Genomic DNA, 25,191 nt, shown 5'->3' with positions numbered 1-25,191 from the left:
GGCGATGATCGCCGTCGCCCGTTGGGGGCAGTCCGTGGCTGGACGGAGAACCGTTCCGCTTGAGGAGCTCTTGTGGCACTTCAGGCATAGCAGAGGTCTATTCCTGCTTGGCGCTGGCGCGTCAGCGGGTATCGTTCCGTTTGGCCAGCGCTTCATGGCGGCTCCCTCCCTAGACTTTCTTGAAAAGTGGACCGCGCTTTCGGCGTCCCGCGCCAAACAGGACCTGTTGACCCGCCGGTCGATCGAGTTCGCCATGCCGAGCTTGTTGGCGCGGAGGGGCGAACTTGGCTTCGATCTTGAGATGTCGAAGGCGATCCTTAGTCACATGCCGAACGGCGTTGCCAGCTTTCATCAGGTTCATGAATTGGCGAAGGCTAGGCTGAACCAGCGCAGAGATGACCTGCGGTACCGGAACTACGGTATCTTCGAATTCTTCCCGTCGACGACCCTGCTGAACTACAATCTCGACGGGATCGCGGATGATATCTGTGGCGGCCATCATCAGGTAATCCCGGTGCACGGAAGCGTGAAGGTGCATCTCGGAGCCCCGGACATCGCCCGTGTGCTTCAGAGCGTTCGCGATTTCGGATTTGAGATCGAATTCGAGGATTTGCTCCTATGCGTTCCCGAGCCGAATTTTGGTAAACCCGGGCATCAAGAACTTGTCGCGCGATTGGCCCCGATGTGGGGATTCGAGCCAGATTTCGTGGCAATTTGCGGCTACAGTTTTGCCTCGACGGACCCGACCAGTCATCTCAAGCACGACGATCATGAGAGCCTTCGGCTGTTCGTAGATCGCTTCCGAGATTACGATGGCCGGATCTACGTCTTGAACCCGGATCGCTCGATCGCTGAAATGATTGAAGCGAGGCTGAAGTCGCGCAACGTGATTTGGGTCCCGCAAAAGTGGAACGTTCTGGCGGCTGCAATGATGGACCGGATCACAGGAGGCGGCCGCAGCGAGCCGCTCCGGGATGCCTACTCCCGCCTGGAGGACGAGACCGGCGGCTTTAAGGCATTTCACGGTCCAAAGGCGGGTTCTTCGCGGTTCGCAGGGCGCGGGTTCTGATCAAGTCTGGCCTCCGCTTGCACCGTATCCGAGACGGATCTTGCGGCTCCGACGGCGAAAATCTGGGAGGAAGTATGCCGATTGTCGCGAGTACATTTGTGGAAGGAAGGCCGGTTTTGCTTGTGGCGGTTGGGGCGCCGGGGCACGCGCAGCCGACAAGAGAGCTCGTACGGGCTACGGGGATAGTCGATACCGGCTCGAGCGTGACTGTTTTGTCGAGGAGGTTGGTTGAGAGGCTCGGGATTACGGCGGTGGTGCCCGATCAAGGCGATATTGCCGAGTTCAGATTTGAGGGGGACATAGCCATCCCCTTTTCGCGCAATGGAGGGGAAGGGATCTCGCTGTGGCCAAACGTGCAGTTGTACGGAGCGAACCGACTGTTTGGCGGGCATGATTTGCTGCTGGGACGTGACTTATTGAAGGAAGGCACTTTGTTGTATGATGGACGAAGCGGAGCCCTCTCGTTCGCTTGGCCAGATAATGTCGTTTCTTGATCTTTGCGGGGCCCTCCGCGGGTTCGTGGTCATACAGATGGTCCTGGTTGAGGCCGCTGATTCACTCTTTTGCGGGCGGACTATGCTTCCTCCTGCGGTCAGATCCATTCTTCCCCGTTGAAAAACGCCCAGCAAATTCAAGGACCGGAAATCTGGGGCTGCGGACATACTATGGGTCGGGCAGCAGCAAGGAGTGCGTGACGGGCGTGTTGCTCTTCGCTTCGCTCGCCGCTGCCATCCCGGCGAACGCCGGGACGACAGCGTTGTGTGGAGCACTAGTTCAGCTCGACCGCAGCACGTAACGCCTGTTGTCCTTCTGTACCGGGCGCGCGTTCATCGGATAGAGCTTTGCGAACGCGGCGACGTCGGCCGCCGAGACCTGGATCGGATCGGTCAGCAGCAGCCATTCCACCACCTCCGAGCAGGGCGGCGTCGTCAGCGAGCCGGGATAACGGAAATAGCTGAGCTTTGCCGGCAGCATCGCGTGCGGATCGATGCTCGGGTCGGCTTTCACCGCGGGCCCTTCCGCCGCCGGCATGGTCTTGACGATCTTGCCGAACGCCGCGTTCGGCTTGCCCTCGGCCATCAGCACACCGACCACGGCGAGCCCGCCGGCCTCGTTGCGGTGGACGAAATGCGCCTCCATCGGAAAATTCTTGCCGCCGATCTGATGCTCGCTCGGCCGGTGGAAGTGCACCTGCAGCAACTTGTATGTTACGCCGCCGAGCAGAAGCGTGCTGCCCTCGGCGAAGTTGAGCTGGATCGTATGCCCGTTATTGACGATGGTATCGGCGCTCTTGCCCCAGTTCAGCTTCAGCGCGGGCAATTGCGATTTGACCGTGGCCTCGATGTCGATCGGCGATTGCTGCAGGCCGACCGCGCAGGCCTTGTTGGCGGCATCCAGGTCGCCCCATTTGGCCGGCCCGCCCGCGCCTTCATAGCTCCAATGCGCGCCTTCGGCGGCGAAGCTGGGCTTGCACAGCGGACAGAGCGCGAGACCGGCGAGCGCTTTCAAGGCGTGACGGCGATTCATGATTTCTCCCTTAAGATGCATTTGGTCGGCAATGTGCGCGGAACCTAGGCGAGGAGCGGAGTGAGTCGCAATGGCGATCGCGCGTCGCGCCTACTGGCTCGCCCACACGATCCGCGCGATCCACGCGACGTCACCCGCCGCCATCGTCCGCTCGGCCTGCGCGGTATCGAGCGGCTGCAATTCCAGCGCCTTGGCGGTGCGGCGCTTCAGCGTCGCGACGGTCACCTCACCCGCTCTGGCCTTCACCACCACGCGATCGCCTTTGCGGACCGGTGCACCCGGCGCGACCAGGATGACGTCGCCGTCGCGGTAGACCGGCGCAAGCGCATCGCCCGAGATTTCCAGCGCAAAGGTGCGGCGGTCCTCGGCCGGCAGCGCAAATTCGCTCCAGCCCTTGCCGGATGGCAGGCCAGCCTCGTCGAACGCGGCGCTCGTGCCGGCCAGCGCGAAGCCGAGCAGCGGTACGGTGCGGCCGTCGCCAGCCTCGTCGTCGACCAGCTTTGCAAAGATATCGATGGAGGCGTCGGTGGCCGCCAGCGCCTTGGCGATCGATTCGGTCGATGGCCAGCGCTCGCGGCCGTCGGGGGTGACGCGCTTGGACCTGTTGAAGGTGGTGGGGTCGAGGCCTGCCCGCTTGGCAAGGCCGGACGGCGACAGGCCGGCGCGCGCCGCCAGCCGATCCAGTGCGACCCAGATCTGGTCGTGAGTCAGTATCCTCTGCGCTTTGGCCTGTCTGACCATGGAAGGTCCAGCCCGTCGCAACTCAGGAAAACTATCCTCAAATCAACCGGTTTTCCGTTTTTCGCGCAAGAGGCAGCGAAGCGTTTTCAAGCGAAGTGGATACCGGCTCGCGGCAAGAAAACGCGTCAAAACAACAATTTGGGGCTTCGTCCGGATTTCATCCGAACGAAGCAGCTAACGCTTGAGTTCGGCAGGGGCCACCTTTACGGTCGCGCCCGGGTTTCAAAGAGCCCTAGCAGACGAAAAAACCCAGAAGACTCAAAGAGCAAACAGGGCTGCGTGAGCGGTGGTGAAGATCTACAAAATCTGTCCGGCCTCGGCCTGGCGCGAGGCGGAACGGCAGGGCGTGTACTGCGGCAGCGCGGACGATGCGCGCGACGGCTTCATCCATTTCTCGACCGCGGCCCAGGTCCCCGAGACCCTGCGGAAACATTATTTCGGCCAGCGCGCGCTGTTCCTGGTCGAGGTCGACGGCGAGGCGTTCGGCAGCGAATTGCGCTGGGAGCGCTCGCGCAATGACGAGCTGTTTCCGCACCTCTATGGCGAGCTCGATCTCGGCGCCGTGCTCGCGGTGATCAACCTCAACATGCGCTCCGATGGCAGCCATGACGTTCCGGAGCTGCTGCCGTGATCCGCGCCTTCGATGCGTTCTCGCTGCCGGTGCTGCGCCTGCTCGATGCGGAAGATGCCCACCGCCTCGCGATCCAGGGCCTGCGCTTCCTGCCAGCGATGAAGCCGCGGCCTGACGATGCCAAGCTCGCGGTGCGCGCCTTCGGGCTCAACTTTCCCAACCCGATCGGCATGGCCGCGGGTTTTGACAAGAGCGCCGAGGTGCCCGACGCGCTGCTGCGGCTCGGTTTCGGCTTTGTCGAGATCGGCTCGGTGACGCCGAAGCCGCAGGGCGGCAATCCGCGACCGCGGCTGTTTCGGCTCGAGCGGGACGAGGCCGTCATCAACCGCATGGGTTTCAACAATGACGGCGCCGAAGTCGTGCTGCGCCGGCTCGCGGCGCGCGCGCAGCACGGCGGCATCGTCGGCGTCAATGTCGGCGCCAACAAGGATTCGCCCGACCGCGTCGCAGATTACGTCAAGCTGATCGAGACGTTTGCGCCGGTCGCGAGCTATTTCACTGTCAACGTCTCCTCGCCGAACACGCCGGGCCTGCGCAATCTGCAGGAAGGTGCGCTGCTCGACGATCTCCTGGCGCACGTGATCGACGCGCGCGAGCGTGTCAGGCAGAAGGCCGGCGACACGCCGGTGCTGCTCAAGATCGCGCCCGACCTCAGCCTCGCCCAGCTCGACGACGTCGTGCAGGTCGCGCGTTCGCGCAAGGTCGACGGCATGATCGTGTCGAACACGACCATCGCGCGGCCGAGCACACTGCGCGAGGAGATGCGCGCGAAGGAGCAGGGCGGCCTGTCCGGGCGGCCGCTGTTTCGCCTGTCGACGCGCATGGTCGCGGAGACCTATGTCCGCGTCGAAGGCGCCTTTCCCCTGATCGGCGTCGGCGGCGTGGACTCGGGTGGTGCGGCGCTGACAAAAATCCGCGCTGGCGCGAGCCTGATCCAGCTCTATTCGTCGCTGGTCTACAAGGGCCTCGGCCTCGTCGACGAGATCAAGCGCGACCTCACCTCGACGTTGCTGCGCACGGGCCGGGATTCGCTGTCCGAGATCGTCGGCGCCGATGCCGCGACGCTCACGGCAGAAGACTGGCCGGGGATGTAGCCTCTTCGCCTCTCCCCGCTTGCGGGGAGAGGCCGGAATTTGCGAGAGCAAATTCCGGGTGAGGGGGACTCTCCGCGAGTCCAATTCTCACCGGCCCCGCGGAGAGCCCCCCTCATCCCGACCTTCTCCCCGCACGCGGGGAGAAGGAGAAGAAGAGAACGTTTTCCGATACAGCGCCGGATACCGTGCGCCCTGCAGGCCGCCGCGCGCCACATAGGAGGCGATCAGCGCGCTCCACAGTCCGGCATTGCCGAACGACTGCAGCGCCAGCCAGACGCCGAAGAAGATCGCGAGCGAAGCCAGCATCAGATTGCGCATCTCGCGCGCCCAGGTCGCGCCGACATAGATGCCGTCGAAACCGAAGGCGAACACGCCAGGAATGGGGGCGACCACGACGAACGGCAAAAATTCGCGCGCGGCGCGGCGGACGGCGTCGCTCGCCGTCATGACATCGATCAGGGCCGGCCCGAACAGCGCGAACAGCACCGCGACCACCAGTGCGAAGCCGAGTCCCCACGAGAGCACCAGCCGGGTCGAATCGGCAAAACCCCCGGCATCGCGGGCACCAAAGCTGCGGCCGCAGAGCTGCTGGGCCGCGTTGGCGAGGCCGTCGAGGAAGAAGGCACTGACCAGCAGGAAATTGTTGAGCACTGAGTTCGCCGCCAGCGTGACGTCGCCGGCGCGCGCGCCCTTGGCGGTGAAGAACAGGAACACGGCGATCAGCGCCGCGGTGCGGATCAGGATATCGGTGTTCACCGCCAGCAGCCGCATCAGTTTGGCACGGTCGAACAGCGTGGCGCGCGGAACGGCAAAGCCGCCATCCGCATAACGCCGGCACACCAGCCAGCCGAGCACGAAGCCGATGCCCTCCGAGAGCAGGGCGGCGATCGCCGCGCCTGCGATGCCGGTGTCGTAGACCAGCACCAGCAGTATCGTCGCCGCCATGTTGATGAGGTTGATGACGATCTGGAGCAGCAGCGCCGGGTTGGCGCGGGCCTGCCCCACCAGCCAGCCGAGAATGACGTAGTTGGCGAAGGCGAACGGCGATGACCAGATCCGGATCATGAAATAGGTCTTTGCCGCGCGCGTCACGCCCTCGCTGCCGCCCATCAGGTCGAACAGCACGCCGGCGAGCGGCAATTGCAGCGCGATCAGCGCGGCGCCGATCAGGCCGGCGACGATGAAGCCGCGGACCAGGATCACGGTCTGCTCGCGCGTCTCGCCCGCGCCGAGCGCCTGCGCGGTGAAGGCGAGCGTGCTCATGCGCAGGAAGCCGAACAGCCAGAACAGGCAGTCGAAGATCACCGAGGCCATCGCGACGCCGCCGAGCAGGGCGGCATCGTCGAGCCGTCCGATCGCGGTGGTCGAGACCACGCCGATCAGCGGCGTGGTCAGGTTGGCGATCATCGCGGGCCCCGCGATGGCGAAGACCTGGCGTGAGCCTATTTTGGCGGAAACCGGCGCGTGCATGTCAGAGTTCGAGCACCATTCCGTCTTCGGCGGAAAGGTGTGTGATGTCCGCGAGACGCGACAGCATGTCGTCGCTCATATGGGTGAGGACGAGGCGTTTGGCGCCGATCGCTGGCAGATGCTGTTCCAAGGTCTTCAGGCTGAGATGGTTCTTGACCGCCTTCTCGTACATATAGGCCTCGGCAATGAAAAGGTCCGCGCCATGCGCCAGCGGAATGAGTGCCTCCGTCCATTCGGTGTCGGCGCTGTAGGCGAGCGTGCGGCCCTCGGCCTCGACGCGGTAGGCGAGGAACGGCCCGCCGGATTCGCCGTGCACGACCGGGTAGGGCGTCACCTTCACCGCGCCAAAGCTTTGGCCTTGCCCGGGCGCGAGCGCGGTCACGTTGAGCTCGAAGCGCTGCTTCGTTTTCGAGGAATGCTCGAACAGCGCTTCCATCACCTGCGCCAGCCGCGTCGCGATGCCTTGCGGGCCCGCGATCGTCAGCGGCCGCGTCCGCCGCCCGAATTGCGCGTCGAGCAGGAAGAACGGCAGCCCGGCAAAATGGTCGCCGTGGAAATGCGTGATGAGGATGAGATCGATATCGTTGCGGTCGATCTCGAGCCGCTTCAGCGCCGGCAAGGCCGACGCGCCGCAATCGATCAGGAAATTGGCTTCGCTCCCGGAGACATGGAAGCAGGTGTTGAGCCTGCCGCCCGAGCCGAAGGCATCGCCGCAGCCTACGAAACGCAATTGCATCGGCTGCGACTCCCTGAATTTGTCCGGCGTTAGCGGCGCGGCGCGCCGAAGATGCGCGAGAGCAGCCAGATCGGGATCACGATGACGGCGCCGAGGAGGAAGTAGCGCCACAACCAGTTCACGGCATCGAAGCCGAGATCCCACAGACGCTGGAACAGCAGGCGAATGCTGTTGATGATGTTCCAGGGATCGAAGCCGATCGCTGCCAGCACGACGCCGACCAGGATCGAGAGCAGGACCAGGCGAAACGCGACAGCCAGCGGCGAGCCGCCGAGAAAGCGGTTCAGCCCATCGCTGCGGCCGGCCGGCATGTCTCTGACGTCTTGGACCATCTCAAACTCCTTGAGGGGATTCGACCCCATTATAGGGCACGGCGAGGCACATGGGGAACCCGCAACGGCGCGTCAATCGGGTTACCGGAGTTTAATTCGTGCGGATATGTCGAGCTTCGATTTGGCACGCTGCTGCCGCGGGCTCCGGCCTCTCCCGCTTGCGGGAGAGGCCGACACGCTCGCAGAGCGTGGCGGGTGAGGGTTTTTTCCTCTAGGGGATTGTCCCGTTGCGGAGAAAGCCCTCTCCCCACCCCTCTCCCGCAAGCGGGAGAGGGAGCGCACCGCCGTCGTGGCGATAATCAGCCTCGCACGTTTCACGCCTCAACCTCCGCCGCCTCCGCCTTCAGCATCTTCTCCAGCGTCTCCAGCCGGTCGGCTTCTCGCGGCGGCTTGTCCCAGCGCAGGCGGCTGATGCGGGGAAAGCGCATGGCGACGCCGGATTTGTGCCGCGGCGAACGCTGCAGTCCTTCGAAGGCGACCTCCAGCACCAGGCCCTTGTCGCCCTCGTGCACGACGTGCCGCACCGGGCCGAACTTTTCCGTGGTGTTGCGGCGGACGAAGCGATCGATCTGCAGCAGCTCCTCGTCGGTGAAGCCGAAATAAGCCTTGCCGACCGGCACCAGCTCATCACCGTCAGCGCCTTCGGTCCAGACGCCAAAAGTGTAGTCGGAATAATAGGACGAACGCTTGCCATGCCCGCGCTGCGCATACATCAGCACGGCATCGATGATGTGCGGATCGCGCTTCCACTTCCACCATTGTCCCTTCGGTCGCCCCGGCAGATAAGGCGCATCGCGCCGCTTCAGCATCACGCCCTCGACGGCATCGGCGTCTTCACCCGCGCCAGCGCTTGCGGGATCGGCGCGCGCGGCGGTGAGCGCGTCCCAGCTCGCGAAGGGCACAGTCGGCGAGAGATCGATGCGGGGATCGCCAAGCTTGCCGATGAAGGTTTCCAGCCGCTCGCGCCGCTCGGCGAACGGCAGCTCGCGCAGATCGTTCTCGTCATCGCCCAGCAGGTCATAGGCGCGCAGGTGAATCGGAAATTCCTTGATCAGCTTGGGCGAGACGACCTTGCGGTTGAGGCGCTGTTGCAGGACGTTGAAGCTCTGCACGCGGCCCTCGCGCAGGATCAAGAGCTCGCCGTCGATCGCGCCGGGTAGCCGCAGCGACGGCACGAGGTCCGGAAAGCTGCCGGTGATGTCCTCTCCGGTGCGCGAATAGAGCCGCGCGGTGATCTGGCCGCGCTCGTCGCGGCCGGCCACGGCCTGCACGCGGATGCCGTCCCATTTCCACTCGGCGATATAGTCGGCGGGATCGAGCGCGGCGAAATCGCCGTCCTCGATCGCATGCGCCAGCATGACGGGGCGGAACGGTGCGGGATCGCGATTGACCGGCTTCTCGCTGCGGCCTTCCAGCCAGGCGAACAGGTCGAGATAGGGTGGCGAGAGGCCGGGCCAGATCAGCTCGATCTCATGCGGGTCCTTGTCGCCGAGCGCGGCGGCTGCGGTCTTGGCGAGGCGCGCCGAGATGCCGATGCGCAATGCGCCGGTGACAAGCTTCAGCAGCGCCCAGCGGCCGGTCTCGTCGAGCTCATCGAGCCAGCGTTCGAGCTGCTTCGGCAGCTCGGTCTTGCCGAGGGTGCGGAGCGTGGTGACGACCTCGGTGAGGGTCGGAGGCGGCGGGTTGTTGTGAGCCGCCATCGCGGCCTTCGGCCACATCAGCGCCACCGTCTCCGAGAGATCGCCGACATAGTCGTAGCTCAACCCGAACAGCACCTCATCCGTGCGCGATGCGATGAGATCGCGGATCAGCGCCGGCTTGGCATGCTTGAAGCTCAGCGCGCCGGTCAGTGCCGCCAGCGCGTAGCCGCGGTCGGGATCGCCGACCTCGCGAAAATAGGCGGTGATCAGCCGCAGCTTGTTGTTGCGGCCGGGCTCGTAGGCGAGGCGGTCCAGAAGTTCGGCGAAGCGGTTCATGCCTCCGCCTCGCCTTGAGGCGGCGTCTCGCTCTCTTCCTCGTCGCCATAGCCGACGAGATCGAGCGGCTGCGCCCGCAGTCCGCGTGACTTGCACCAATGCACCAGCGCGTCTTCCTGGCCGTGGGTGACCCAGATCTCGCCGGCGCCGGTCGCCGCGATCGTTGCAGTGAGGCCGTCCCAATCGGCGTGGTCGGAAATCACCAGCGGCAATTCGATGCCGCCCTGCCGCGCGCGGGCGCGCACGCGCATCCAACCCGAGGCAAACGCAGTGACGGGATCGGGGAAGCGCCGCGCCCAGATATCCGATGTCGCCGACGGCGGAGCCAGCGTGATGGTGCCGGCGAGCGCCGCCTTCTTCATGCCGGCCACCGGCCTGAGCTCGCCGAGCTCGATGCCGCGGCTCTGGTAGTAATACGTGATCTTCTCCATCGCGCCGTGCAGATAGATCGGCGCGTCATAGCCGGCGAGCCGCAGCAGCTTCATCACGCGCTGCGCCTTGCCGAGCGAATAGGCGCCGACGAGATGTGCCCGCTCGGGAAACAGTGCGACCGAAGCCAGCAGCTTCTTCACCTCGTCCGCGGCATCGCCATGCCGGAACACCGGCAGGCCGAAAGTGGCCTCGGTGATGAAGACGTCGCAGGGCACCAGCTCGAACGGCGTGCAGGTCGGGTCGGGCGCATCCTTGTAGTCGCCGGAGGCGACGATGCAGGTGTCTTTGCAGGTTACCGCGATCTGCGCCGAGCCCAGCACATGGCCGGCCGGGTGAAACTTCACCTTGACGTCGCCAAGCCGGATCTCCTCGCCATAGCTGATGACTTGCGTCGATCCGGCAAAATTCTCGCCGTAGCGCAGCCGCATCATGTCGAGCGTTTCCTGCGTCGCCAGCACGGCGCCGTGGCCGGCGCGGGCGTGGTCGGAATGGCCGTGGGTGATCACGGCCCGCTCCACCGGTCGGACAGGGTCGATGTGGAAGCCGCCGGGCTTGCAGCACAGGCCGGCAGCTGTTGGCAGCAGGATGTCTTGCGGGCGCATTTCTGTCATATAGGCTGCGCCGTCAATTCTTCGAGTCATCCTCCGGTTCCTTCAATGCCGCCCCGCCTGTTCCTGACCTCCGGCGATCTCATGGCCGACCGCCGTTTCGAGTTCGCGCGCGACCTCCAACTCAAGGGCGATCTGCCCGCCGCCGCCGACCTCATCGAGCAGGCCATCGAGCTCGCGCCAAACTTCACCTCGGCCTGGTTCACGCTCGGCGAGATCCGCCTTCAGCTCGGCGAGCGCGACAAGGCGATCGCGGCGTTTCGAGAAGCGCGGCGGTCCGATCCTGAAGACCAGCACGGCGCCGGCCTGCACCTGATCCGGCTCGGCGATGCGCAGCTCGCCGAAATGCCGAAGGCCTATGTGCAGGCGCTGTTCGACCAATACGCGCCGCGCTTCGAGCACGCGTTGATCAACGATCTGGGCTACCGCGCACCTAGCCTGATCTTCAAGGCGGTGCTGGCCGCGCGCGTCGCGGCGAAGAAGCCGGCCTTCTTCAAGCGCACCATCGATCTCGGCTGCGGTACCGGACTTGCGGCTGCGGCGTTCGCAAAACAGGTCGATCATTTCATCGGCATCGATCTGTCGCCCGGCATGATCAAGGAGGCGCGTGCCACCGGGCTCTATGCCGAGCTCGAAGTCGCCGACATGATCGAGGGCTTGCGCGCCAAGGCCGATGGATGCGCGAATCTCGTCGTCGCGGCCGACGCGTTCGTCTATCTCTCCGATCTCACGCCTGTTCTCACCGAAGCCAGGCGCGTGCTCGTCTCCGGCGGCGTGCTCGCCTTCACGCTGGAGACGCATGCAGGCGACGGCATCGTGCTCGGCGAGGGCCTGCGCTATGCCCATTCAGCGGAATATGTGCGCGGCGTCATTGCCAAGGCTGGCCTGAAGCTGCTCACGCTGGAGCCATGCTCGCCGCGCAACGAGAACAACGAGCCGGTGCGCGGTCTCGTCGTCGTCGCCGAGAAAGCTTGAGAGAAACTTGAGTCTAGGCGCTGACTCACTCTGATTCCGGCGTCATTGCGTCGCAACGCGACGACTTCCTGCTTGCGAGCCGTGCTCCGTTCCCAGCACAATGCGCCCGCTAGGGAGGAACGAACAATGACAAAGAATCCATCGCGGCGCGATTTCAGCGCCGGCGCGCTCGCCACCATCGCCGCATCGACCTTGCCTGCGCCTTACGTCTGGGCGGCGGAGAAGAAATACGACGCGGGTGCCAGCGACACCGAAATCAAGATCGGGCAGACCGTGCCGCATTCCGGTCCCGGCTCGCTCTACGGCGTCTTGGGCCGCATCGGCGAAGCCTATTTCCAGATGCTGAACGAGAAGGGCGGCATCAACGGGCGCAAGGTCAAGTTTCTCACCATGGACGACGCCTACAGCGCGCCGAAATGCGTCGAGGCGACGCGGCGCCTGGTCGAGCAGGAAGAGGTGCTCGCGCTCTACGGCTCGCTCGGCACCGCGCCGCAGACTTCCGTGCACAAATATCTCAATTCCAAGGGCGTGCCGCAGCTGCTGCTCAACACCGGTGCGTCCAAGTGGAACAACCCGAAAGAATTCAAATGGACGATGGCGGGCCTGCCGCTCTACCCGACCGAGGCGCGCATCCTGGCGCGGCACGTCGTCGCCGTGAAGCCGAATGCGAAGGTCGGCATCCTCTACCAGAACGACGATTTCGGCCGCGACTTCCTCGGTCCGTTCAAGAAGGTTCTGGCGGACGCCGGCGGCACCGCATCTGTCATCATGGAGCAGACCTACGATCTCACCGATCCGACGGTCGATTCCCAGCTCATCAATCTCTCGAAGTCGGGCGCGGACGTCTTCTACAACATCACCACCGGCAAGGCGACGTCGCAGTCGATCCGCAAAGTGGCCGAGCTCGGCTGGAAGCCGCTGCAGCTGCTGTCGGCCGGTTCGACCGGGCGCTCGATCCTCAACGCTGCGGGTCTCGAGAATGCCACCGGCATCGTGGCCATCCGCTACAACAAGGAGGTCGGCCTGCCGAAATGGGAGAAGGACCCCGACGTGATGGCGTTCGAGGAGCTGCGCAAGAAATACACGCCGGCGATCGACCCCGACAACACCATCGCCTTCGCCGGCTACGGCCAGGCGGTCACCATGGGCGAGATCCTGCGCCGTTGCGGCGACGATCTCACCCGCGCCAACGTGCTGAAGCAGGCCTCCAACCTCAAGGGCTTCCACTCGCCCTATTTCCTCGACGGCGTTACCTATGACTATACGCCTGACGACTACACGCCGATGAAGACGCTCTTCATCTCCACCTTCAGCGGCAAGGATTGGGACATCTCCGACAAGCCGATGTCGGAGTAATCTCCTTTCCTTCTTCCCTTGTGCGAGAAGGTGGCGCGAAGCGCCGGATGAGGGGGTCTGTCCACGCGTCAGACTGTTAGCGAGGATGGAAACCCCTCACCCGTCTCGCCGCTTCGCGGCGATCCACCCTCTCCCACAAGGGGAGAGGGGAAGCGGTGCCCAGCGCTTAAGTCCTCCCACCCCTCGACGAACCCATTCCCACGGCTTACCTGTGATGCCGTGCCGCCCCGCATCCTCAAAATCCCGGCCGAGCCGGCCCCGCTGCTGCCCGACCGCTTCCAGAAGTGGTTCGCGGCGCGCGGCTGGTCGCCGCGCGCGCATCAGCTTGCGCTGCTGGAAAAGGCGCGCGAGGACCGCTCCGCATTGCTGATCGCGCCGACCGGGGCCGGCAAGACGCTGGCGGGCTTTCTGCCGACGCTGGTGGAGCTGAGCTCTGCACCGGCGACACCGGCGAAATCCGTGGTCTCCACGGGCCGTTCCGTCCAGCGCAGCGCCGGCCTCCACACGCTCTACATCTCCCCGCTCAAGGCGCTCGCCGTTGACATCGCCCGCAACCTCGAGCGTCCGATCGCCGAGATGGCGTTGCCGATCAAGGTCGAAACCCGCACCGGCGACACGCCGGTGTCGCGGCGCCAGCGGCAGCGGCGCTATCCGCCGGATATCCTGCTGACGACGCCGGAGCAGCTCGCGTTGCTGCTTTCCTCCGACGACGCGCCGTTTTTGTTTTCCTCCCTCAAACGCATCGTGCTCGACGAGCTGCACGCGCTGGTGACGTCCAAGCGCGGCGATCTCTTGTCACTCGGCCTTGCGCGGCTGTGGCGGCTGGCGCCGCAGATGCGCGCGATCGGCTTGTCCGCGACCGTCGCCGAGCCGGACCAGCTCGCGCGTTTCTTGGTGCCGCAGCCGGGCGGCAAGGAGGCGGCCGCCGACATCGTCGTCGCAGGCGGCGCCGCGCCGCCGCAAGTCGAGATGCTCGATACGCGTGAACGGCTGCCTTGGGCCGGCCACAGCGCGCGCCATGCGCTTCCCGAGATCTACGAGCTGATCAAGGCCAACAAGACCACGCTGGTTTTCGTCAATACCCGTAGCCAGGCCGAGATGCTGTTCCAGAATCTTTGGAGCATGAACGACGACGCCCTCGCCATCGCGCTCCACCACGGCTCGCTCGATGTCGCGCAGCGCCGCAAGGTCGAGGACGCCATGTCGGCCGGCAGATTGCGCGGCGTGGTCTGCACCTCATCGCTCGACCTCGGCGTCGACTGGGGCGATGTCGATCTCGTCGTCAACATCGGCGCGCCCAAGGGATCCTCCCGCCTGATGCAGCGCATCGGCCGCGCCAACCATCGTCTCGACGAGGCCTCGCGCGCCGTGCTGGTGCCCGCGAACCGTTTCGAGGTGCTGGAGTGCCGCGTCGCCATCGACGCCATCGCCGAGAACGCCCAGGACACGCCGCCCTTGCGCACCGGCGCACTCGACGTGCTGGCCCAGCACGTGCTCGGCTGCGCCTGCGGCGAGCCGTTCTTCAGCGACGATCTCTATGGCGAGGTCAACACCGCAGCACCCTACGCCGGGCTCACGCGGCAGGATTTCGACGACGTCGTCGATTTCGTCGCCTCGGGCGGCTATGCGCTCAAAACCTATGAGCGCTTCGCGCGCATCAAGCAGGATAAGGAGGGCCGCTGGCGCGTCGCCAATCCAAAGGTGCGCCAGAGCTACCGGATGAACGTCGGCACCATTGTCGAGGACGACATGCTCAAGGTGCGGCTGGTGCGCTCGCGCGGCGGCGGCGGTACTGGATCGACCGGCGTGATCGCACGCGGCGGCCGCTTGCTCGGCGAGATCGAGGAGGCTTTCATTGAGGGCCTCTCGCCCGGCGACACTTTTGTGTTCAGCGGCGAAGTGGTTCGCTACGAAACCCTGGTGGAAGACCAGGTCTATGTCTCACGCGCGCATGACAAGGATCCGAAAGTGCCGTCCTATATGGGCGGCAAGTTTCCGCTTTCGACCTATCTGGCCGAACGCGTCCGCCGCTTGCTCGATGACGGCCGCGCGTGGAACGGTCTGCCGGAGCAGGTGCGGGATTGGCTGTCTTTGCAAAGGGACGTCAGCCGCGTGCCCGCCGTACGCGAGCTCCTCGTGGAAAGTTTTCCCCGCGCCAACAAGCATTACATCGTCTGCTATCCCTTCGAGGGCCGCCTCGCGCACCAGACGCTCGGCATGCTGCTGACGCGTCGGCTGGAGCGCGCCCGCGCCCGGCCGCTCGGCTTCGTCGCCAACGAATATGCGGTGGCGATCTGGGCGCTCGGCGACCTCTCCTCCATGATCCGCGACGGCCGCATCGACCTCAACGCGCTGTTCGACCCTGATATGCTCGGCGACGACCTCGAAGCCTGGCTCGCCGAATCGGCGCTGATGAAGCGCACATTCCGCAACTGTGCCATCATCTCCGGCCTGATCGCGCGCCGCCACACCGGCGAAGAGAAGAGCCGCCGCCAGGTGCTGTTCTCGACCGATCTCGTCTACGACGTTCTGCGCAAACACCAGGCCGACCACGTCCTCTTGCGTGCCGCCCGCGCCGATGCCGCCACTGGCCTGCTCGATCTGCGCCGTCTCAGCGACATGCTGATGCGCATCCAGGGCCGCATTACCCACCGGGAACTCGACCGTGTCTCTCCGCTCGCCGTGCCTGTGATGCTGGAAATCGGCCGCGAGTCAGTTTATGGCGAAGCAGCAGACGAGCTGTTGGCCGAAGCCGCCGATGAGCTGGTCAAAGAGGCGATGGATAGAAGCGGGTAAGACGTGACTTTGGGCGCGCTAGTTTCGGGGGATGTCGAGGACATGCGCGTTTCCAGGGTCACCATCCGCGATGTGACCTTCGCCGCCGATCTCTCCGGCGCGCTGTACTGGGACGAGCAGCGCCTGCTCGTCGTCTCCGACCTGCATCTGGAGAAGGGCTCGAGCTTCGCCACCCGCGGCGTGCTGCTGCCGCCTTACGACACGCTCGCCACCCTCGGTCGCCTCGCTGCTGTCATCTCCCGCCATAATCCGCGCACCGTCATCGCGCTCGGCGACAGCTTTCACGATCGCACCGCGCATGAGCGTCTCTCTCCGGACGATCGCGCCGCCGTCGCCGCACTCCAGGCCGGCCGCGACTGGATCTGGATTTCAGGCAATCACGATCCGGCATTGCCGCGCGATCTCGGCGGCACCATCGCCGACGAAGTCGCTGTTGGACCGATCACCTTCCGCCACGAGCCATCAGGTGCGCCTGGCGAGATCGCCGGCCATCTCCATCCTAAGGCGCGCGTCTCCGCGCGCGGCCGCTCGATGGAGCGACGTTGTTTTGCCAGCGACGGCCTGCGCGCGGTGATGCCGGCGTTCGGCGCCTATGCCGGCGGCCTCAGCATTCGCGATGCCGCGTTCGCAAAGATCTTTCCGAAGAACGGCTTTGTCGCCCATCTGCTCGGCGACCGCCGCGTCCACGCGATTGCGGCCTCGCGCTGTTATTGAGCGTTTCGGGATCCCTTGGAACAAATTAAGAACACTTTAGCAAGTCTTTGATATATCATTGTGATTCGGCACATTGCCGACACAATATCTAGCGTCTGTCAGACTTTGCGAGGACTACATGTCCACCGTTGCCTTCGACCAATTCGCTCTCACCCGGATCGCTGATTTCGCGCGCTCGCTGTCGCGGCTGCACCAGGCCGCGCGCCGCCAGCGGATCGACGACGATCAGTTCGACCGCGAGTTCAATGCGGTGTGCCAGTCGATCTGGGGCTACACCATCGACGATATCAGCGACGATCTGTTCTCGACCGAGGACCACCTGTTCCTCGATACGCTGGACGAAGCGCATGCGCGCATCTTCGCGGCCGAGCAGGGCTACGACCTCGTTGGCGATCAGGGCATGCTGACCGACTGGTGGGGTTTCTGCTGGATGATCTTGGCCGAGAAGCGCGGCCTGCTGACGCCGGAGAATCGTGCTGCGGCGCGCGCGGCGATCGAGGAGAAATATCTGGCCGCGCCGAACGTGATCGGGGTGATCATCGGGAGATAGTCTCTTGCCCCGGACGCGGCGCGGCGCTACGCGCACGCACCGCGTCCTTGACACGAGAGTGCGTTACTCCAAGCCCGCCCGTTTCGCCGGCTTCGCCGTCGCCTTCGGCGCCGTCACATCGGGCAACGCCTCGCGCACGATCTCGGCCGGCGCCGGGGCATCGGCTGCAACCGTCTCGGCCCGCACCGGCGCCACCTTCATCTCGCCGAGCCGCGCCCGGACCTGCGCGGTGAGGCCGGGATAGGAGGCGACCGGGGTGAAGTCGGCGGCCTGGTCGTTGCCGACGCGGATGCCGGTATAGGCGACGAGGCCGTCGGTGGTGGCGATCACGTCGCCGGCTTTCAGCGAGGAGTCCAGCGCGAGGTCGACCGGGGCAAGCCCGACCGGCTCGCGGCCGTTGCAGGTGCAGTCCGCGCGCAGCGCCTTGCGATAGGCGAACGCGTTCTCGCTGTCGGCGTAGCGCTCGCCGGTCTGCGCAGTGGCGCCGTCGATCGAGGAGCCGAAATACACTTTCGTCGCGCTGGCAGGGCAGAACGCCTGACACATCTGCGCCGGCGAGGCGAGGCCGCGCATCAGCGGAAAATATTTGCCGTCGCAGCTGCGCACGCAGAATGCCGGGCCGGAGCTGCCGGCCGCAGCCGACCGCGTCGGCGGCACATATTGCGGGTTCGCGTTCTGCTGGCCGGTGAAGGGATCGGCGTAGGAGTTCGCCTGCTGCGGCACTTCGCGCTGCGGCCGCTGCTGCTGCATGCCGCCGAAGAAGAAGTCGAACAGCCCTTCGGCCGAAACCGGGGCCGGTGCCGCACACAGCGGGCTAGCGAGAGTGGCGGCTACCAGCATCGCGCGACGCCGCCGGCGCGCATGGGAAACTGTACGCAACGCTTACTCCACCCGACGCTACTGAACCGGGCCGGGACCCAACGAGGTCTCAGCGACTGATTCACCATAAGCCGCGATGGTAAATGAGCGGTTGACCTTCACCTCTCCCCGCTTGCGGGGAGAGGTCGGATCGCTCTTGCGATCCGGGTGAGGGGGTACAGGTCTCACGGCGATCTCGCGCGTGGAGAGAGGCACCTCACCCCAACCCTCCCAGCGCGAGCGAAGCTCGTCGCGGCCCCGTAAGAACGGGGAGAGGGAGAAGAAAGATCACGCCTTCAAAAACTCCGACGCCTTATACAGCGAGCGGAACGGCAGGCCGGCCGCACCGAACGTGTCGGTGGCGCCTTCCTCGCGGTCGACCATGGTCAGCACCAGCACGACCTCGGCTCCGGTCTCGCGCACCGATTCCACCGCCTTCATCGCCGAGCCGCCGGTCGTGGTGACGTCCTCGACGATCACGACGCGTTTGCCGGCCAGCGTCTCGCCCTTGGGCAGGCCCTCGATCGCGAGCCTGGCGCCATGCTCCTTCGGCTTCTTGCGCACGAAGAAGGCCGCGATCGGATGGCCCTTGATCCAGGAGATCTGCGCCAGCGCGCCGGCGAGCGGCACCGCGCCCATCTCGAGGCCGCCGATGAAGTCGAGCTGGTCGTCCTTCAGCGCCTCGTAAGTGAGTTCGGCGAGCAGCGTCGCGCCCTCGGGATCGAGCATGGTCGGCTTCAGGTTGAAATAGAAATCGCTCTTGCGGCCCGACGCGAGCGTCACCTCGCCGCGGCCGAAGGAGCGCCGGCGGATGATTTCGAACAGGCGGGCGCGGGAGGCAGATTTCGACACGGCGGTCCCTCGAACAGCGTTTTTGGAAGTGGCGGAATTTATCCGCGACGGGCGCGACATTCCAGAGGGGGCGCCTCCCGTCAACAGGGATCGGCCATCCCGCTCCGCCGGTTGTGGGGGTGCAATCTTCTGGAGTAGGTGGATGCCGGAGATTTCGGGCAGGAAACTGGGCAAGGAAACAGGGAAATGACCATCGAGCTGCACACCTGGAACACGCCGAACGGCCGCAAGATCTCGGTCGCGCTGGAGGAGATGGGGCTGCCCTACAAGGTGGTCCCGGTGAACATCACCAAGGGCGAGCAGATGGCGCCGGAGTTCCTGAAGCTCTCCCCGAACAACAAGATCCCGGCGATCCTCGACCCCGAAGGTCCCGACGGCAAGCCGGTCAGCATCTTCGAGTCCGGCGCAATCCTGCTCTATCTGGGCGAAAAGACCGGCAAATTCCTGCCGAAATCGCTTCGCCAGCGCATCCCGGTCTATGAATGGCTGATGTGGCAGATGGGCGGCTTCGGCCCGATGCCCGGCCAGGTGCACCATTTCATCGCGCTCGAGAACGAGCAGGACCGCGCCTATGGCCTGAAGCGTTACATGGCCGAAACCCGGCGGCTCTACGGCGTGCTGGACAGGCGCCTCGCCGACCACGACTTCGTCGCCGGCGAGCTCTCGGTTGCCGATTTCGCAATTTTGGGGTGGGCCTGGCGCCACCCTCGCCACAAGGTTGAGCTGGCCGACTTTCCCAACGTCAAGCGCTGGTATGACACCCTGATGGCCCGCCCGGCCGTGAAGCGGGGCATGGAGGCGAAGCTGGATTGAGCGGACGCTGTCGTCGCCCGGCTTGACCGGGCGACCCAGTATTCCAGAGACGGTGGTGATAGAGCCGAGAGGCCGCGGCGTACTGGATGCCCCGGTCAAGCCGGGGCATGACAGGGTGCCTCACACCTTCTTCGCTTCCACCGCCATCCGCACCGCGAGCCCCGCCAGCACGGTGCCCATCAGCCAGCGCTGCACCAGCATCCAGCTCGGCCGGTTCGCCAGGAATAGCGCGATCGAGCCGGCCGCGAGCGCGATCATCGCATTCACGCTGACACTGATCGCGATCTGGATTGCGCCTAGCATCATCGACTGCGTCAGCACGCTGCCCGCGCCGGGATCGATGAACTGCGGCAGCAGCGCCAGGTACAGCATCGCGATCTTCGGGTTGAGCAGATTGGTGACGAAGCCCATCGCGAACAATTTGCGCGGGCTGTCGATCGCGAGCGTCTTCACCTGGAACGGGGAGCGCCCGCCCGGCTTCACCGCCTGCCAGGCGAGCCACAACAGATAGCCGGCGCCGGCAAAGCGCAGCGCGTCATAGGCGAACGGAATCGCCAGCAGCAACGCCGTGATGCCGAACGCTGCGCACAGCATGTAGAATACGAAGCCCAGCGCGACGCCACCGAGCGAGACGATGCCAGCGGCCGGCCCTTGCGTGATCGAGCGCGAGATCAAGTAGATCATGTTCGGCCCGGGCGTGAGCACGAGACCAAGGCAGACCAGGGCGAAGCCGAGCAGGGCGGAGGTGTGGGGCATGATTGAACCGGTGCGGGAGATGCAAGGGTTCTAATATGCGAGGCGCGCGACTGCCATCACGCAATTGCTCGGAGGACAATTCGAGTCTCGTCCCCCGGACGCGGCGCAGCGTTCTTGCGCAGGTGCGCTCCCTCGCCCCGTTCTTACGGGGAGAGGGTTGGGGTGAGGGGCCTCTCTCCGCGGGAGAGATCGACCTGAGACCTGTACCCCCTCACCCGGATCGCAAGAGCGATCCGACCTCTCCCCGCAGGCGGGGAGAGGTAAGAAAGATCAATGCGCCTCGTCCCAATTGCTCGCCGCTCGCGCGTCGACATGCAGCGGCACCGACAGGTTCACGGCCGGGAACGGCGCGTCCTGCATCACGTGCTGCACGACGGGAAGCGTCGCCGCGACCTCGTCGTCGGGCACCTCGAAAATCAGTTCGTCATGCACCTGCAAGAGCATCTGCGCCGAGAGCTTCTTGGCGGCTAGCGCATCCTCGACACGGGTCATGGCGCGGCGGATGATGTCGGCGGCGGTGCCCTGCAGTCGCGCGTTGATCGCGGCACGCTCGTTGAAGGCGCGCACCGAGGCGTTGGACGCCTTGATATCGGGGTAGTGACACTTGCGGCCGAACAGCGTCGTGACGTAGCCGTGTTGCCGGCAGAAGTCGCGCGTCTCGTCCATATAGGCGCGGATGCCGGGGAAGCGCTCGAAATATTTCTTGATGTAGGCGGAGGCCTCCTCGCGCGCGATGCCGAGCTGGTTGGCAAGGCCGAACGCGGAAATGCCGTAGATGATGCCGAAATTGATCGCCTTCGCACGGCGGCGGATCTCGCTCGGCATGCCCTCGATCGGCACGCCGAACATTTCCGAGGCGGTCATGGCGTGAATGTCGAGCCCGTCCTTGAAGGCCTGCTTCAGCACCGGGATGTCGGCGATCTCCGCGAGCAGGCGCAGCTCGATCTGCGAATAGTCCGCGGAGACGAGCTTGTGCCCCTTCGTTGCGATGAACGCGCGGCGGATTTTCCGGCCGTCCTCGGTGCGCACAGGAATGTTCTGCAGATTCGGCTCGTTCGACGACAGCCGGCCCGTCGTGGTCGCGGCCAGCGCGTAGGTGGTGTGGACGCGATGGGTCTGCGGATTGACGTAAGTCGGCAGCGCGTCGGTGTAGGTCGATTTCAGCTTCGAGACCTGGCGCCACTCCAGAATCTTCTTCGGGAAGTCGTGGCCCTGCTCGGCGAGCTCGTCGAGCACCTGCGCGGTGGTCGACCACGCGCCGGTCTTGGTCTTGGTGCCGCCTGACAGGCCCATCTTGCCGAACAGGATGTCGCCGATCTGTTTTGGACTACCGACATTGACCGGCTCGCCGGCGATCTCCTGGATCTCGGCCTCGACGCGCGCGGCGGTCTGGGCGAAGTCGCCCGACAGGCGCGACAGCACCTGGCGGTCGATCGAGATGCCGCGCCGTTCCATGCGTGCGAGCACCGACACCAGCGGCCGCTCCAGCGTTTCGTATACGGTCGTCATGCGCTCGGCGACGAGCCGCGGCTTCAGCACGCGCCAGACGCGCAGCGCCATGTCGGCGCCTTCGGCCGACAGCGGCGCGGCCTTGTCGATCGGCACCTGGTCGAAAGTGATCTTGCCCTTGCCGCTGCCGAGCAGCTCGCTCTCCTTCAGCATGGCGTGGCCGAACCAGCGCTCGGACAACGAGTCCAGCTCCTGCGAGCCGCGCCCGGCGTCGAGCACGTAGGAAATCAGCTTGGCATCGTCGATGTTGCGCAAGGTGATGCCGTGCTGCGCCAGCATCACGGCGGCGAATTTGACGTCGAAGCCGATCTTGAGGATGCCCGCGGATTCCAGCACCGGCCGCAAAGCCTCGATGGCATCTAAGTGCTTGACCTGATCCGGCGCGAGGCCGGCGTCGAACAGCCCCGCGCCGCCGCCGGATTGCTTGTGCGCCAGCGGCACATAGCAGGCCTCGTTCGGCGCCAGTGCCAGCGCGATACCGCAGAAATCGGCCTGCATCGGGTCGATGCTGCTCGCCTTGATCTCGATCGCTACATGGCCGGTGTCATGGATGCGCGCGATGAAGGCCTCGAGCTCCCTTGGCGATTTGATCGTCTGGTACTTGCTGCGGTCGAACGGCAGCTTGCGCAGCGCCGCTTCGCGCGCCGCAGCGAGCGAGACCGGCGCGCCCTTCAGACTCGCGGCCTTGTCCTCCTTGCCCGCCGATGTGTTGGGTTCGCCGGGACGGGCCTGCGTCGCCGTGCCGGTTCCGGGGGCGGGCACCACGTCCGAGGGCGGCAGCGGCGAGAACACGCTGGCCCCGCTGGAATAGCCGGGATCGGCATCGACGTTGCTGGGATCGATCTGCGAATAGTCGGCGACGCGGCGAGTGAGCGTCGTGAATTCCATCGCCTTCAGGAAGGCGATCAGCTTGCGCGCGTCGGGCTCGTGCACCGCGAGGTCGTCGAGCGGCACGTCGAGATCGACCTTGTCGTCGAGCAGCACCAGCTGGCGCGAGATCCGCGCCTTTTCGGCATTCTCGATCAGCGCCTCGCGCCGCTTCGGCTGCTTGATCTCGGGGGCGCGGAACAGCAGTTGCTCGAGGTCGCCATATTCCACGATCAATTGCGCCGCGGTCTTGATGCCGATGCCGGGCACGCCGGGCACGTTGTCGGTGGAATCGCCGGCCAGCGCCTGCACTTCCACCACCTTCTCCGGTGGTACGCCGAACTTCTCAATCACCTCGGGAACCCCGATACGGCGATCCTTCATGGTGTCGTACATCGTGATCTTGTCGTTCACGAGCTGCATCAGATCCTTGTCGGAGGACACGATGGTCGTGGTGGCGCCGCGCTCGCTGGCCTGCCGCGCATAGGTCGCGATGAGATCGTCGGCTTCGAAGCCCACCTGTTCCAGGCAGGGCAGGTCGAAGGCACGGACCGCTTCGCGGATCAGCGCGAATTGCGGAATGAGATCGTCAGGCGCCGGCGGCCGGTGCGCCTTGTACTCGGGATAGATCCTGTTGCGGAAGGTGATCTCCGACTTGTCGAACACGATGGCCAGATGCGTCGGCCGATTGTCCTCGGGCATATCGCGGAGCAGCTTCCACAGCATGTTGCAGAAGCCGAGCACGGCGTTGACCTGAAGCCCGTCGGATTTGCGGTTCAGCGGCGGCAGTGCGTGATAGGCGCGGAAGATGTAGCCGGAACCGTCGACTAAAAAGATGTGGTCGCCCTTGCCGGCCGCCTTCGCCGCAAGAGGTTTGGCAGCAGCTGGCGCAGCGGCTTTGGTCTCGGCGGCAGCCTTCGGCGCGGCCTTGGTGTCGGCTTTGGCGGAGGTCTTCGGGGATGTCTTGGGCATGGCCGCAATGTATGAATTTTTGCGGGCTTTGACAGCCTTGGGAGGGGGATTTTTAGGCGGATTCCCACACGCAAATCGTCGTCCCGGACAAGCGCAGCGAAGCGGAGCGCCGATCCGGGACCCATACCCACAGGGAGAGCTTTGGCGAAGGCTGGTAGTGATTAGGCCTTGGTACGAAGATCGCGGTTTATTGACAGATCACGCAGTATGGGTCCCGCGTTCGCGGGGACGACACCGAGAGCTCAGCTACTCCGCCGCCTGCAACACCGGCCGCGCCTTCTTCGGCGCGATCCAGAACGCATCGGGCCGCTCGAACAGGAAGTGCGCTCCGAGCCGCAACGCCGCCTGCCAGACCGCCAGCGATCCGATTACGCCGACAACCGTGACGATCAGCGACACCGTGCCGATGTCTGTGATGATGCCAGTGCGCAGCAGCAGCGTGCGCGTGGCCGCCATCGGCAGGAAGAAGGCGAGATAGATCACGATCGAATGCTCGCCGCAGAAGCGCAGGAAGTTCAGCCACTGTATGCGCGCGAGCAGCGTGCCCATGGTGATGATCGCGCAGGCGCCGGCAAAACCGAGCAGGAGCGACACGATCTTCCATTCGCTGGCGCCGATCGCGACGAGGCCGCCATTGACCAGCGCCCACGCCGCGAGCACGACCAGTGCCCATGCGGGATGATTGCGCGCACGATCCGACAGTGCGAACACGTAAGGCGCGAACAGGTAGCCCGAATAGAAATAGACGAAGCGCGCGCAGAACTCGTCGATCGCGGTCCAGCCGGTCGTCGCGCGGGCAGTCTCCAGCGCGGCCCCGATCAGCCAGATCGCGAGCGGCGGAACCTGGCGTGTCAATTTTGTGACGACGAAAAAGACTGGCAGCAGGTAGATGAACCAGAGCGTGCCGAACGGCTCGATGAAGGATTCGAGATACAGCAGGCCCGCCTCGCGCCAGCTGGTTTCCGCCGCGAAGGCGGGGGCCTTGAAGCCGAACTGGATTGTCACCCAGACGACATAGAAATAGGCGAAATGCACCACTTTGCGGTCGAGATAGGTTCGCCAGTCCCGGTCGATCACCAGCGGCAGGAACAGGCCCGAAATCAGGAAAAAGTCCGGCATCCGGAACGGCTTTGCGAACGCCACCAGAACATGCATGAAACCGGTCTCGCCGGCGGCGAGCTCGACCCCCAGCACCGAATGCATCATCACCACCATGATGATGCAGATGCCCTTGGCATAGTCGACCCAGTCGACACGCGCGGCGGGAGGGGCCTTGGAAAGCCCGCTCGCGGCGATTGTGCCTGATGGTGCCATGGTGTCCCGTTTCGAGGCGTGTTCCGCCCGATTTTGTGCGGGCGTGGGGCAGTTTGGAGCCCAGTGGTTTCCGACTTCTTTACCGGTTCAATTCGCGTGCCGGTTTTTACACGCGGACTGTTCCCTCCCCGCAGGAAAGTGCTAAACCGCCCCGCGTTGGGGTTTCGTTAACCAAGCCAGAACAGGGATTTTCATGCGAATCGCGATGATCGGAACGGGCTATGTGGGACTGGTGTCCGGAGC

21 protein-coding genes are annotated in these 25,191 nt (G+C 65.0%); 9 read left to right on the top strand and 12 right to left on the bottom strand.

From position 1 onward, the window contains the following. Positions 1–4 precede the first annotated feature (4 nt). Positions 5–1,069, top strand: coding sequence for a hypothetical protein (locus HYH08_RS34570; RefSeq protein WP_220014285.1), 1,065 nt, complete (start codon positions 5–7; stop codon positions 1,067–1,069). A gap of 774 nt (positions 1,070–1,843) precedes the next feature. Here HYH08_RS34570 and HYH08_RS34565 read toward each other — a convergent pair. Beyond that, a complete protein-coding gene (locus HYH08_RS34565) occupies positions 1,844–2,596 on the bottom strand; it encodes a carbonic anhydrase (protein ID WP_220014284.1) in 753 nt (250 codons plus the stop codon). 90 nt (positions 2,597–2,686) lie between these two features. Continuing rightward, positions 2,687–3,337, bottom strand: a complete 651-nt coding sequence (locus HYH08_RS34560; protein WP_220014283.1) for a S24 family peptidase — start codon at positions 3,335–3,337, stop codon at positions 2,687–2,689. Between the two features lie 286 nt (positions 3,338–3,623). On the opposite strand from HYH08_RS34560, the gene HYH08_RS34555 reads away from it, so the two are divergent. Both HYH08_RS34555 and HYH08_RS34550 read left to right on the top strand, forming a co-directional pair. Beyond that, entirely contained in the window at positions 3,624–3,968 is a 345-nt protein-coding gene (locus tag HYH08_RS34555) for a DUF952 domain-containing protein (RefSeq protein WP_220014282.1), read from the top strand. After that, positions 3,965–5,062: a quinone-dependent dihydroorotate dehydrogenase gene (locus HYH08_RS34550; protein ID WP_220014281.1), complete on the top strand. Its 1,098-nt coding sequence runs from the start codon at positions 3,965–3,967 to the stop codon at positions 5,060–5,062. Before HYH08_RS34555 ends, HYH08_RS34550 begins: the two co-directional genes overlap by 4 nt. An 87-nt stretch (positions 5,063–5,149) precedes the next feature. On the opposite strand, the gene HYH08_RS34545 is transcribed toward HYH08_RS34550, so the two are convergent. The 5 genes from HYH08_RS34545 to HYH08_RS34525 form a co-directional block, all read right to left on the bottom strand. Then, a complete protein-coding gene (locus tag HYH08_RS34545) occupies positions 5,150–6,532 on the bottom strand; it encodes an MATE family efflux transporter (protein ID WP_220014280.1) in 1,383 nt (460 codons plus the stop codon). 1 nt (position 6,533) lies between these two features. Then, entirely contained in the window at positions 6,534–7,268 is a 735-nt protein-coding gene (locus HYH08_RS34540) for an MBL fold metallo-hydrolase (protein ID WP_220014279.1), read from the bottom strand. Between the two features lie 29 nt (positions 7,269–7,297). Then, a complete protein-coding gene (locus HYH08_RS34535; RefSeq protein WP_220014278.1) occupies positions 7,298–7,600 on the bottom strand; it encodes a DUF6460 domain-containing protein in 303 nt (100 codons plus the stop codon). A 314-nt stretch (positions 7,601–7,914) separates the two neighbouring features. Beyond that, entirely contained in the window at positions 7,915–9,576 is a 1,662-nt protein-coding gene (locus HYH08_RS34530) for an ATP-dependent DNA ligase (RefSeq protein WP_220014277.1), read from the bottom strand. Continuing rightward, on the bottom strand, positions 9,573–10,610 hold the full coding sequence (locus HYH08_RS34525) for a ligase-associated DNA damage response exonuclease (RefSeq protein ID WP_220014326.1): 1,038 nt from the start codon (positions 10,608–10,610) through the stop codon (positions 9,573–9,575). Before HYH08_RS34525 ends, HYH08_RS34530 begins: the two co-directional genes overlap by 4 nt. 54 nt (positions 10,611–10,664) lie before the next feature. Between HYH08_RS34525 and HYH08_RS34520 the strand changes: the two genes are divergently transcribed. From HYH08_RS34520 to HYH08_RS34500, 5 genes are all read left to right on the top strand, one after another. Further along, on the top strand, positions 10,665–11,591 hold the full coding sequence (locus HYH08_RS34520; protein WP_220014276.1) for a class I SAM-dependent DNA methyltransferase: 927 nt from the start codon (positions 10,665–10,667) through the stop codon (positions 11,589–11,591). Between the two features lie 126 nt (positions 11,592–11,717). Further along, entirely contained in the window at positions 11,718–12,947 is a 1,230-nt protein-coding gene (locus HYH08_RS34515; RefSeq protein ID WP_220014275.1) for an ABC transporter substrate-binding protein, read from the top strand. A gap of 219 nt (positions 12,948–13,166) precedes the next feature. After that, positions 13,167–15,743, top strand: a complete 2,577-nt coding sequence (locus tag HYH08_RS34510; RefSeq protein WP_220014274.1) for a ligase-associated DNA damage response DEXH box helicase — start codon at positions 13,167–13,169, stop codon at positions 15,741–15,743. A gap of 42 nt (positions 15,744–15,785) precedes the next feature. Then, positions 15,786–16,457, top strand: a complete 672-nt coding sequence (gene pdeM / locus HYH08_RS34505) for a ligase-associated DNA damage response endonuclease PdeM (protein WP_220014273.1) — start codon at positions 15,786–15,788, stop codon at positions 16,455–16,457. A 118-nt stretch (positions 16,458–16,575) separates the two neighbouring features. Then, positions 16,576–17,007, top strand: coding sequence for a hypothetical protein (locus HYH08_RS34500; RefSeq protein WP_220014272.1), 432 nt, complete (start codon positions 16,576–16,578; stop codon positions 17,005–17,007). A gap of 63 nt (positions 17,008–17,070) precedes the next feature. Here the strand turns inward: HYH08_RS34500 and HYH08_RS34495 are convergent, their stop codons facing one another. Together HYH08_RS34495 and pyrE are read right to left on the bottom strand one after the other, a co-directional pair. Further along, positions 17,071–17,847, bottom strand: coding sequence for a DUF2865 domain-containing protein (locus HYH08_RS34495; RefSeq protein ID WP_220014325.1), 777 nt, complete (start codon positions 17,845–17,847; stop codon positions 17,071–17,073). 306 nt (positions 17,848–18,153) lie between these two features. Further along, a complete protein-coding gene (pyrE, locus tag HYH08_RS34490) occupies positions 18,154–18,717 on the bottom strand; it encodes an orotate phosphoribosyltransferase (protein ID WP_220014271.1) in 564 nt (187 codons plus the stop codon). A 186-nt stretch (positions 18,718–18,903) separates the two neighbouring features. On the opposite strand from pyrE, the gene HYH08_RS34485 reads away from it, so the two are divergent. Next, a complete protein-coding gene (locus HYH08_RS34485; protein ID WP_220014270.1) occupies positions 18,904–19,530 on the top strand; it encodes a glutathione S-transferase family protein in 627 nt (208 codons plus the stop codon). A 120-nt stretch (positions 19,531–19,650) separates the two neighbouring features. Here the strand turns inward: HYH08_RS34485 and HYH08_RS34480 are convergent, their stop codons facing one another. From HYH08_RS34480 to HYH08_RS34470, 3 genes are all read right to left on the bottom strand, one after another. Next, positions 19,651–20,286, bottom strand: a complete 636-nt coding sequence (locus tag HYH08_RS34480; protein WP_220014269.1) for a LysE family translocator — start codon at positions 20,284–20,286, stop codon at positions 19,651–19,653. A gap of 270 nt (positions 20,287–20,556) precedes the next feature. Beyond that, complete coding sequence (gene polA, locus HYH08_RS34475; RefSeq protein ID WP_220014268.1) at positions 20,557–23,634, bottom strand: DNA polymerase I; 3,078 nt, start codon at positions 23,632–23,634, stop codon at positions 20,557–20,559. Positions 23,635–23,880: 246 nt separating this feature from the next. After that, positions 23,881–24,948, bottom strand: coding sequence for an acyltransferase family protein (locus HYH08_RS34470; RefSeq protein ID WP_220014267.1), 1,068 nt, complete (start codon positions 24,946–24,948; stop codon positions 23,881–23,883). Positions 24,949–25,191 lie beyond the last annotated feature (243 nt).

This window comes from Bradyrhizobium sp. BR 10289 (genome assembly GCF_019455385.1).
In the GTDB taxonomy this organism is placed as follows: Bacteria; Pseudomonadota; Alphaproteobacteria; order Rhizobiales; family Xanthobacteraceae; genus Bradyrhizobium.
Note: the sequence above shows the minus strand (reverse complement) of the source record. Positions and strands in the feature narration are given on the sequence as shown.

Excerpts from the sequence above, each read along its gene's own strand:
- polA (WP_220014268.1), bottom strand. The coding sequence starts at position 23,634 with ATGCCCAAGACATCCCCGAAGACCTCCGCCAAAGCCGACACCAAGGCC.
- HYH08_RS34540 (WP_220014279.1), bottom strand. The coding sequence starts at position 7,268 with ATGCAATTGCGTTTCGTAGGCTGCGGCGATGCCTTCGGCTCGGGCGGC.
- HYH08_RS34485 (WP_220014270.1), top strand. The coding sequence starts at position 18,904 with ATGACCATCGAGCTGCACACCTGGAACACGCCGAACGGCCGCAAGATC.
- HYH08_RS34545 (WP_220014280.1), bottom strand. The coding sequence starts at position 6,532 with ATGCACGCGCCGGTTTCCGCCAAAATAGGCTCACGCCAGGTCTTCGCC.
- HYH08_RS34515 (WP_220014275.1), top strand. The coding sequence starts at position 11,718 with ATGACAAAGAATCCATCGCGGCGCGATTTCAGCGCCGGCGCGCTCGCC.
- HYH08_RS34500 (WP_220014272.1), top strand. The coding sequence starts at position 16,576 with ATGTCCACCGTTGCCTTCGACCAATTCGCTCTCACCCGGATCGCTGAT.
- HYH08_RS34560 (WP_220014283.1), bottom strand. The coding sequence starts at position 3,337 with ATGGTCAGACAGGCCAAAGCGCAGAGGATACTGACTCACGACCAGATC.
- HYH08_RS34470 (WP_220014267.1), bottom strand. The coding sequence starts at position 24,948 with ATGGCACCATCAGGCACAATCGCCGCGAGCGGGCTTTCCAAGGCCCCT.
- HYH08_RS34520 (WP_220014276.1), top strand. The coding sequence starts at position 10,665 with ATGCCGCCCCGCCTGTTCCTGACCTCCGGCGATCTCATGGCCGACCGC.
- HYH08_RS34565 (WP_220014284.1), bottom strand. The coding sequence starts at position 2,596 with ATGAATCGCCGTCACGCCTTGAAAGCGCTCGCCGGTCTCGCGCTCTGT.
- HYH08_RS34480 (WP_220014269.1), bottom strand. The coding sequence starts at position 20,286 with ATGCCCCACACCTCCGCCCTGCTCGGCTTCGCCCTGGTCTGCCTTGGT.
- HYH08_RS34525 (WP_220014326.1), bottom strand. The coding sequence starts at position 10,610 with ATGCGCCCGCAAGACATCCTGCTGCCAACAGCTGCCGGCCTGTGCTGC.
- pdeM (WP_220014273.1), top strand. The coding sequence starts at position 15,786 with ATGCGCGTTTCCAGGGTCACCATCCGCGATGTGACCTTCGCCGCCGAT.
- HYH08_RS34570 (WP_220014285.1), top strand. The coding sequence starts at position 5 with ATGATCGCCGTCGCCCGTTGGGGGCAGTCCGTGGCTGGACGGAGAACC.
- HYH08_RS34495 (WP_220014325.1), bottom strand. The coding sequence starts at position 17,847 with ATGCTGGTAGCCGCCACTCTCGCTAGCCCGCTGTGTGCGGCACCGGCC.
- HYH08_RS34530 (WP_220014277.1), bottom strand. The coding sequence starts at position 9,576 with ATGAACCGCTTCGCCGAACTTCTGGACCGCCTCGCCTACGAGCCCGGC.
- HYH08_RS34535 (WP_220014278.1), bottom strand. The coding sequence starts at position 7,600 with ATGGTCCAAGACGTCAGAGACATGCCGGCCGGCCGCAGCGATGGGCTG.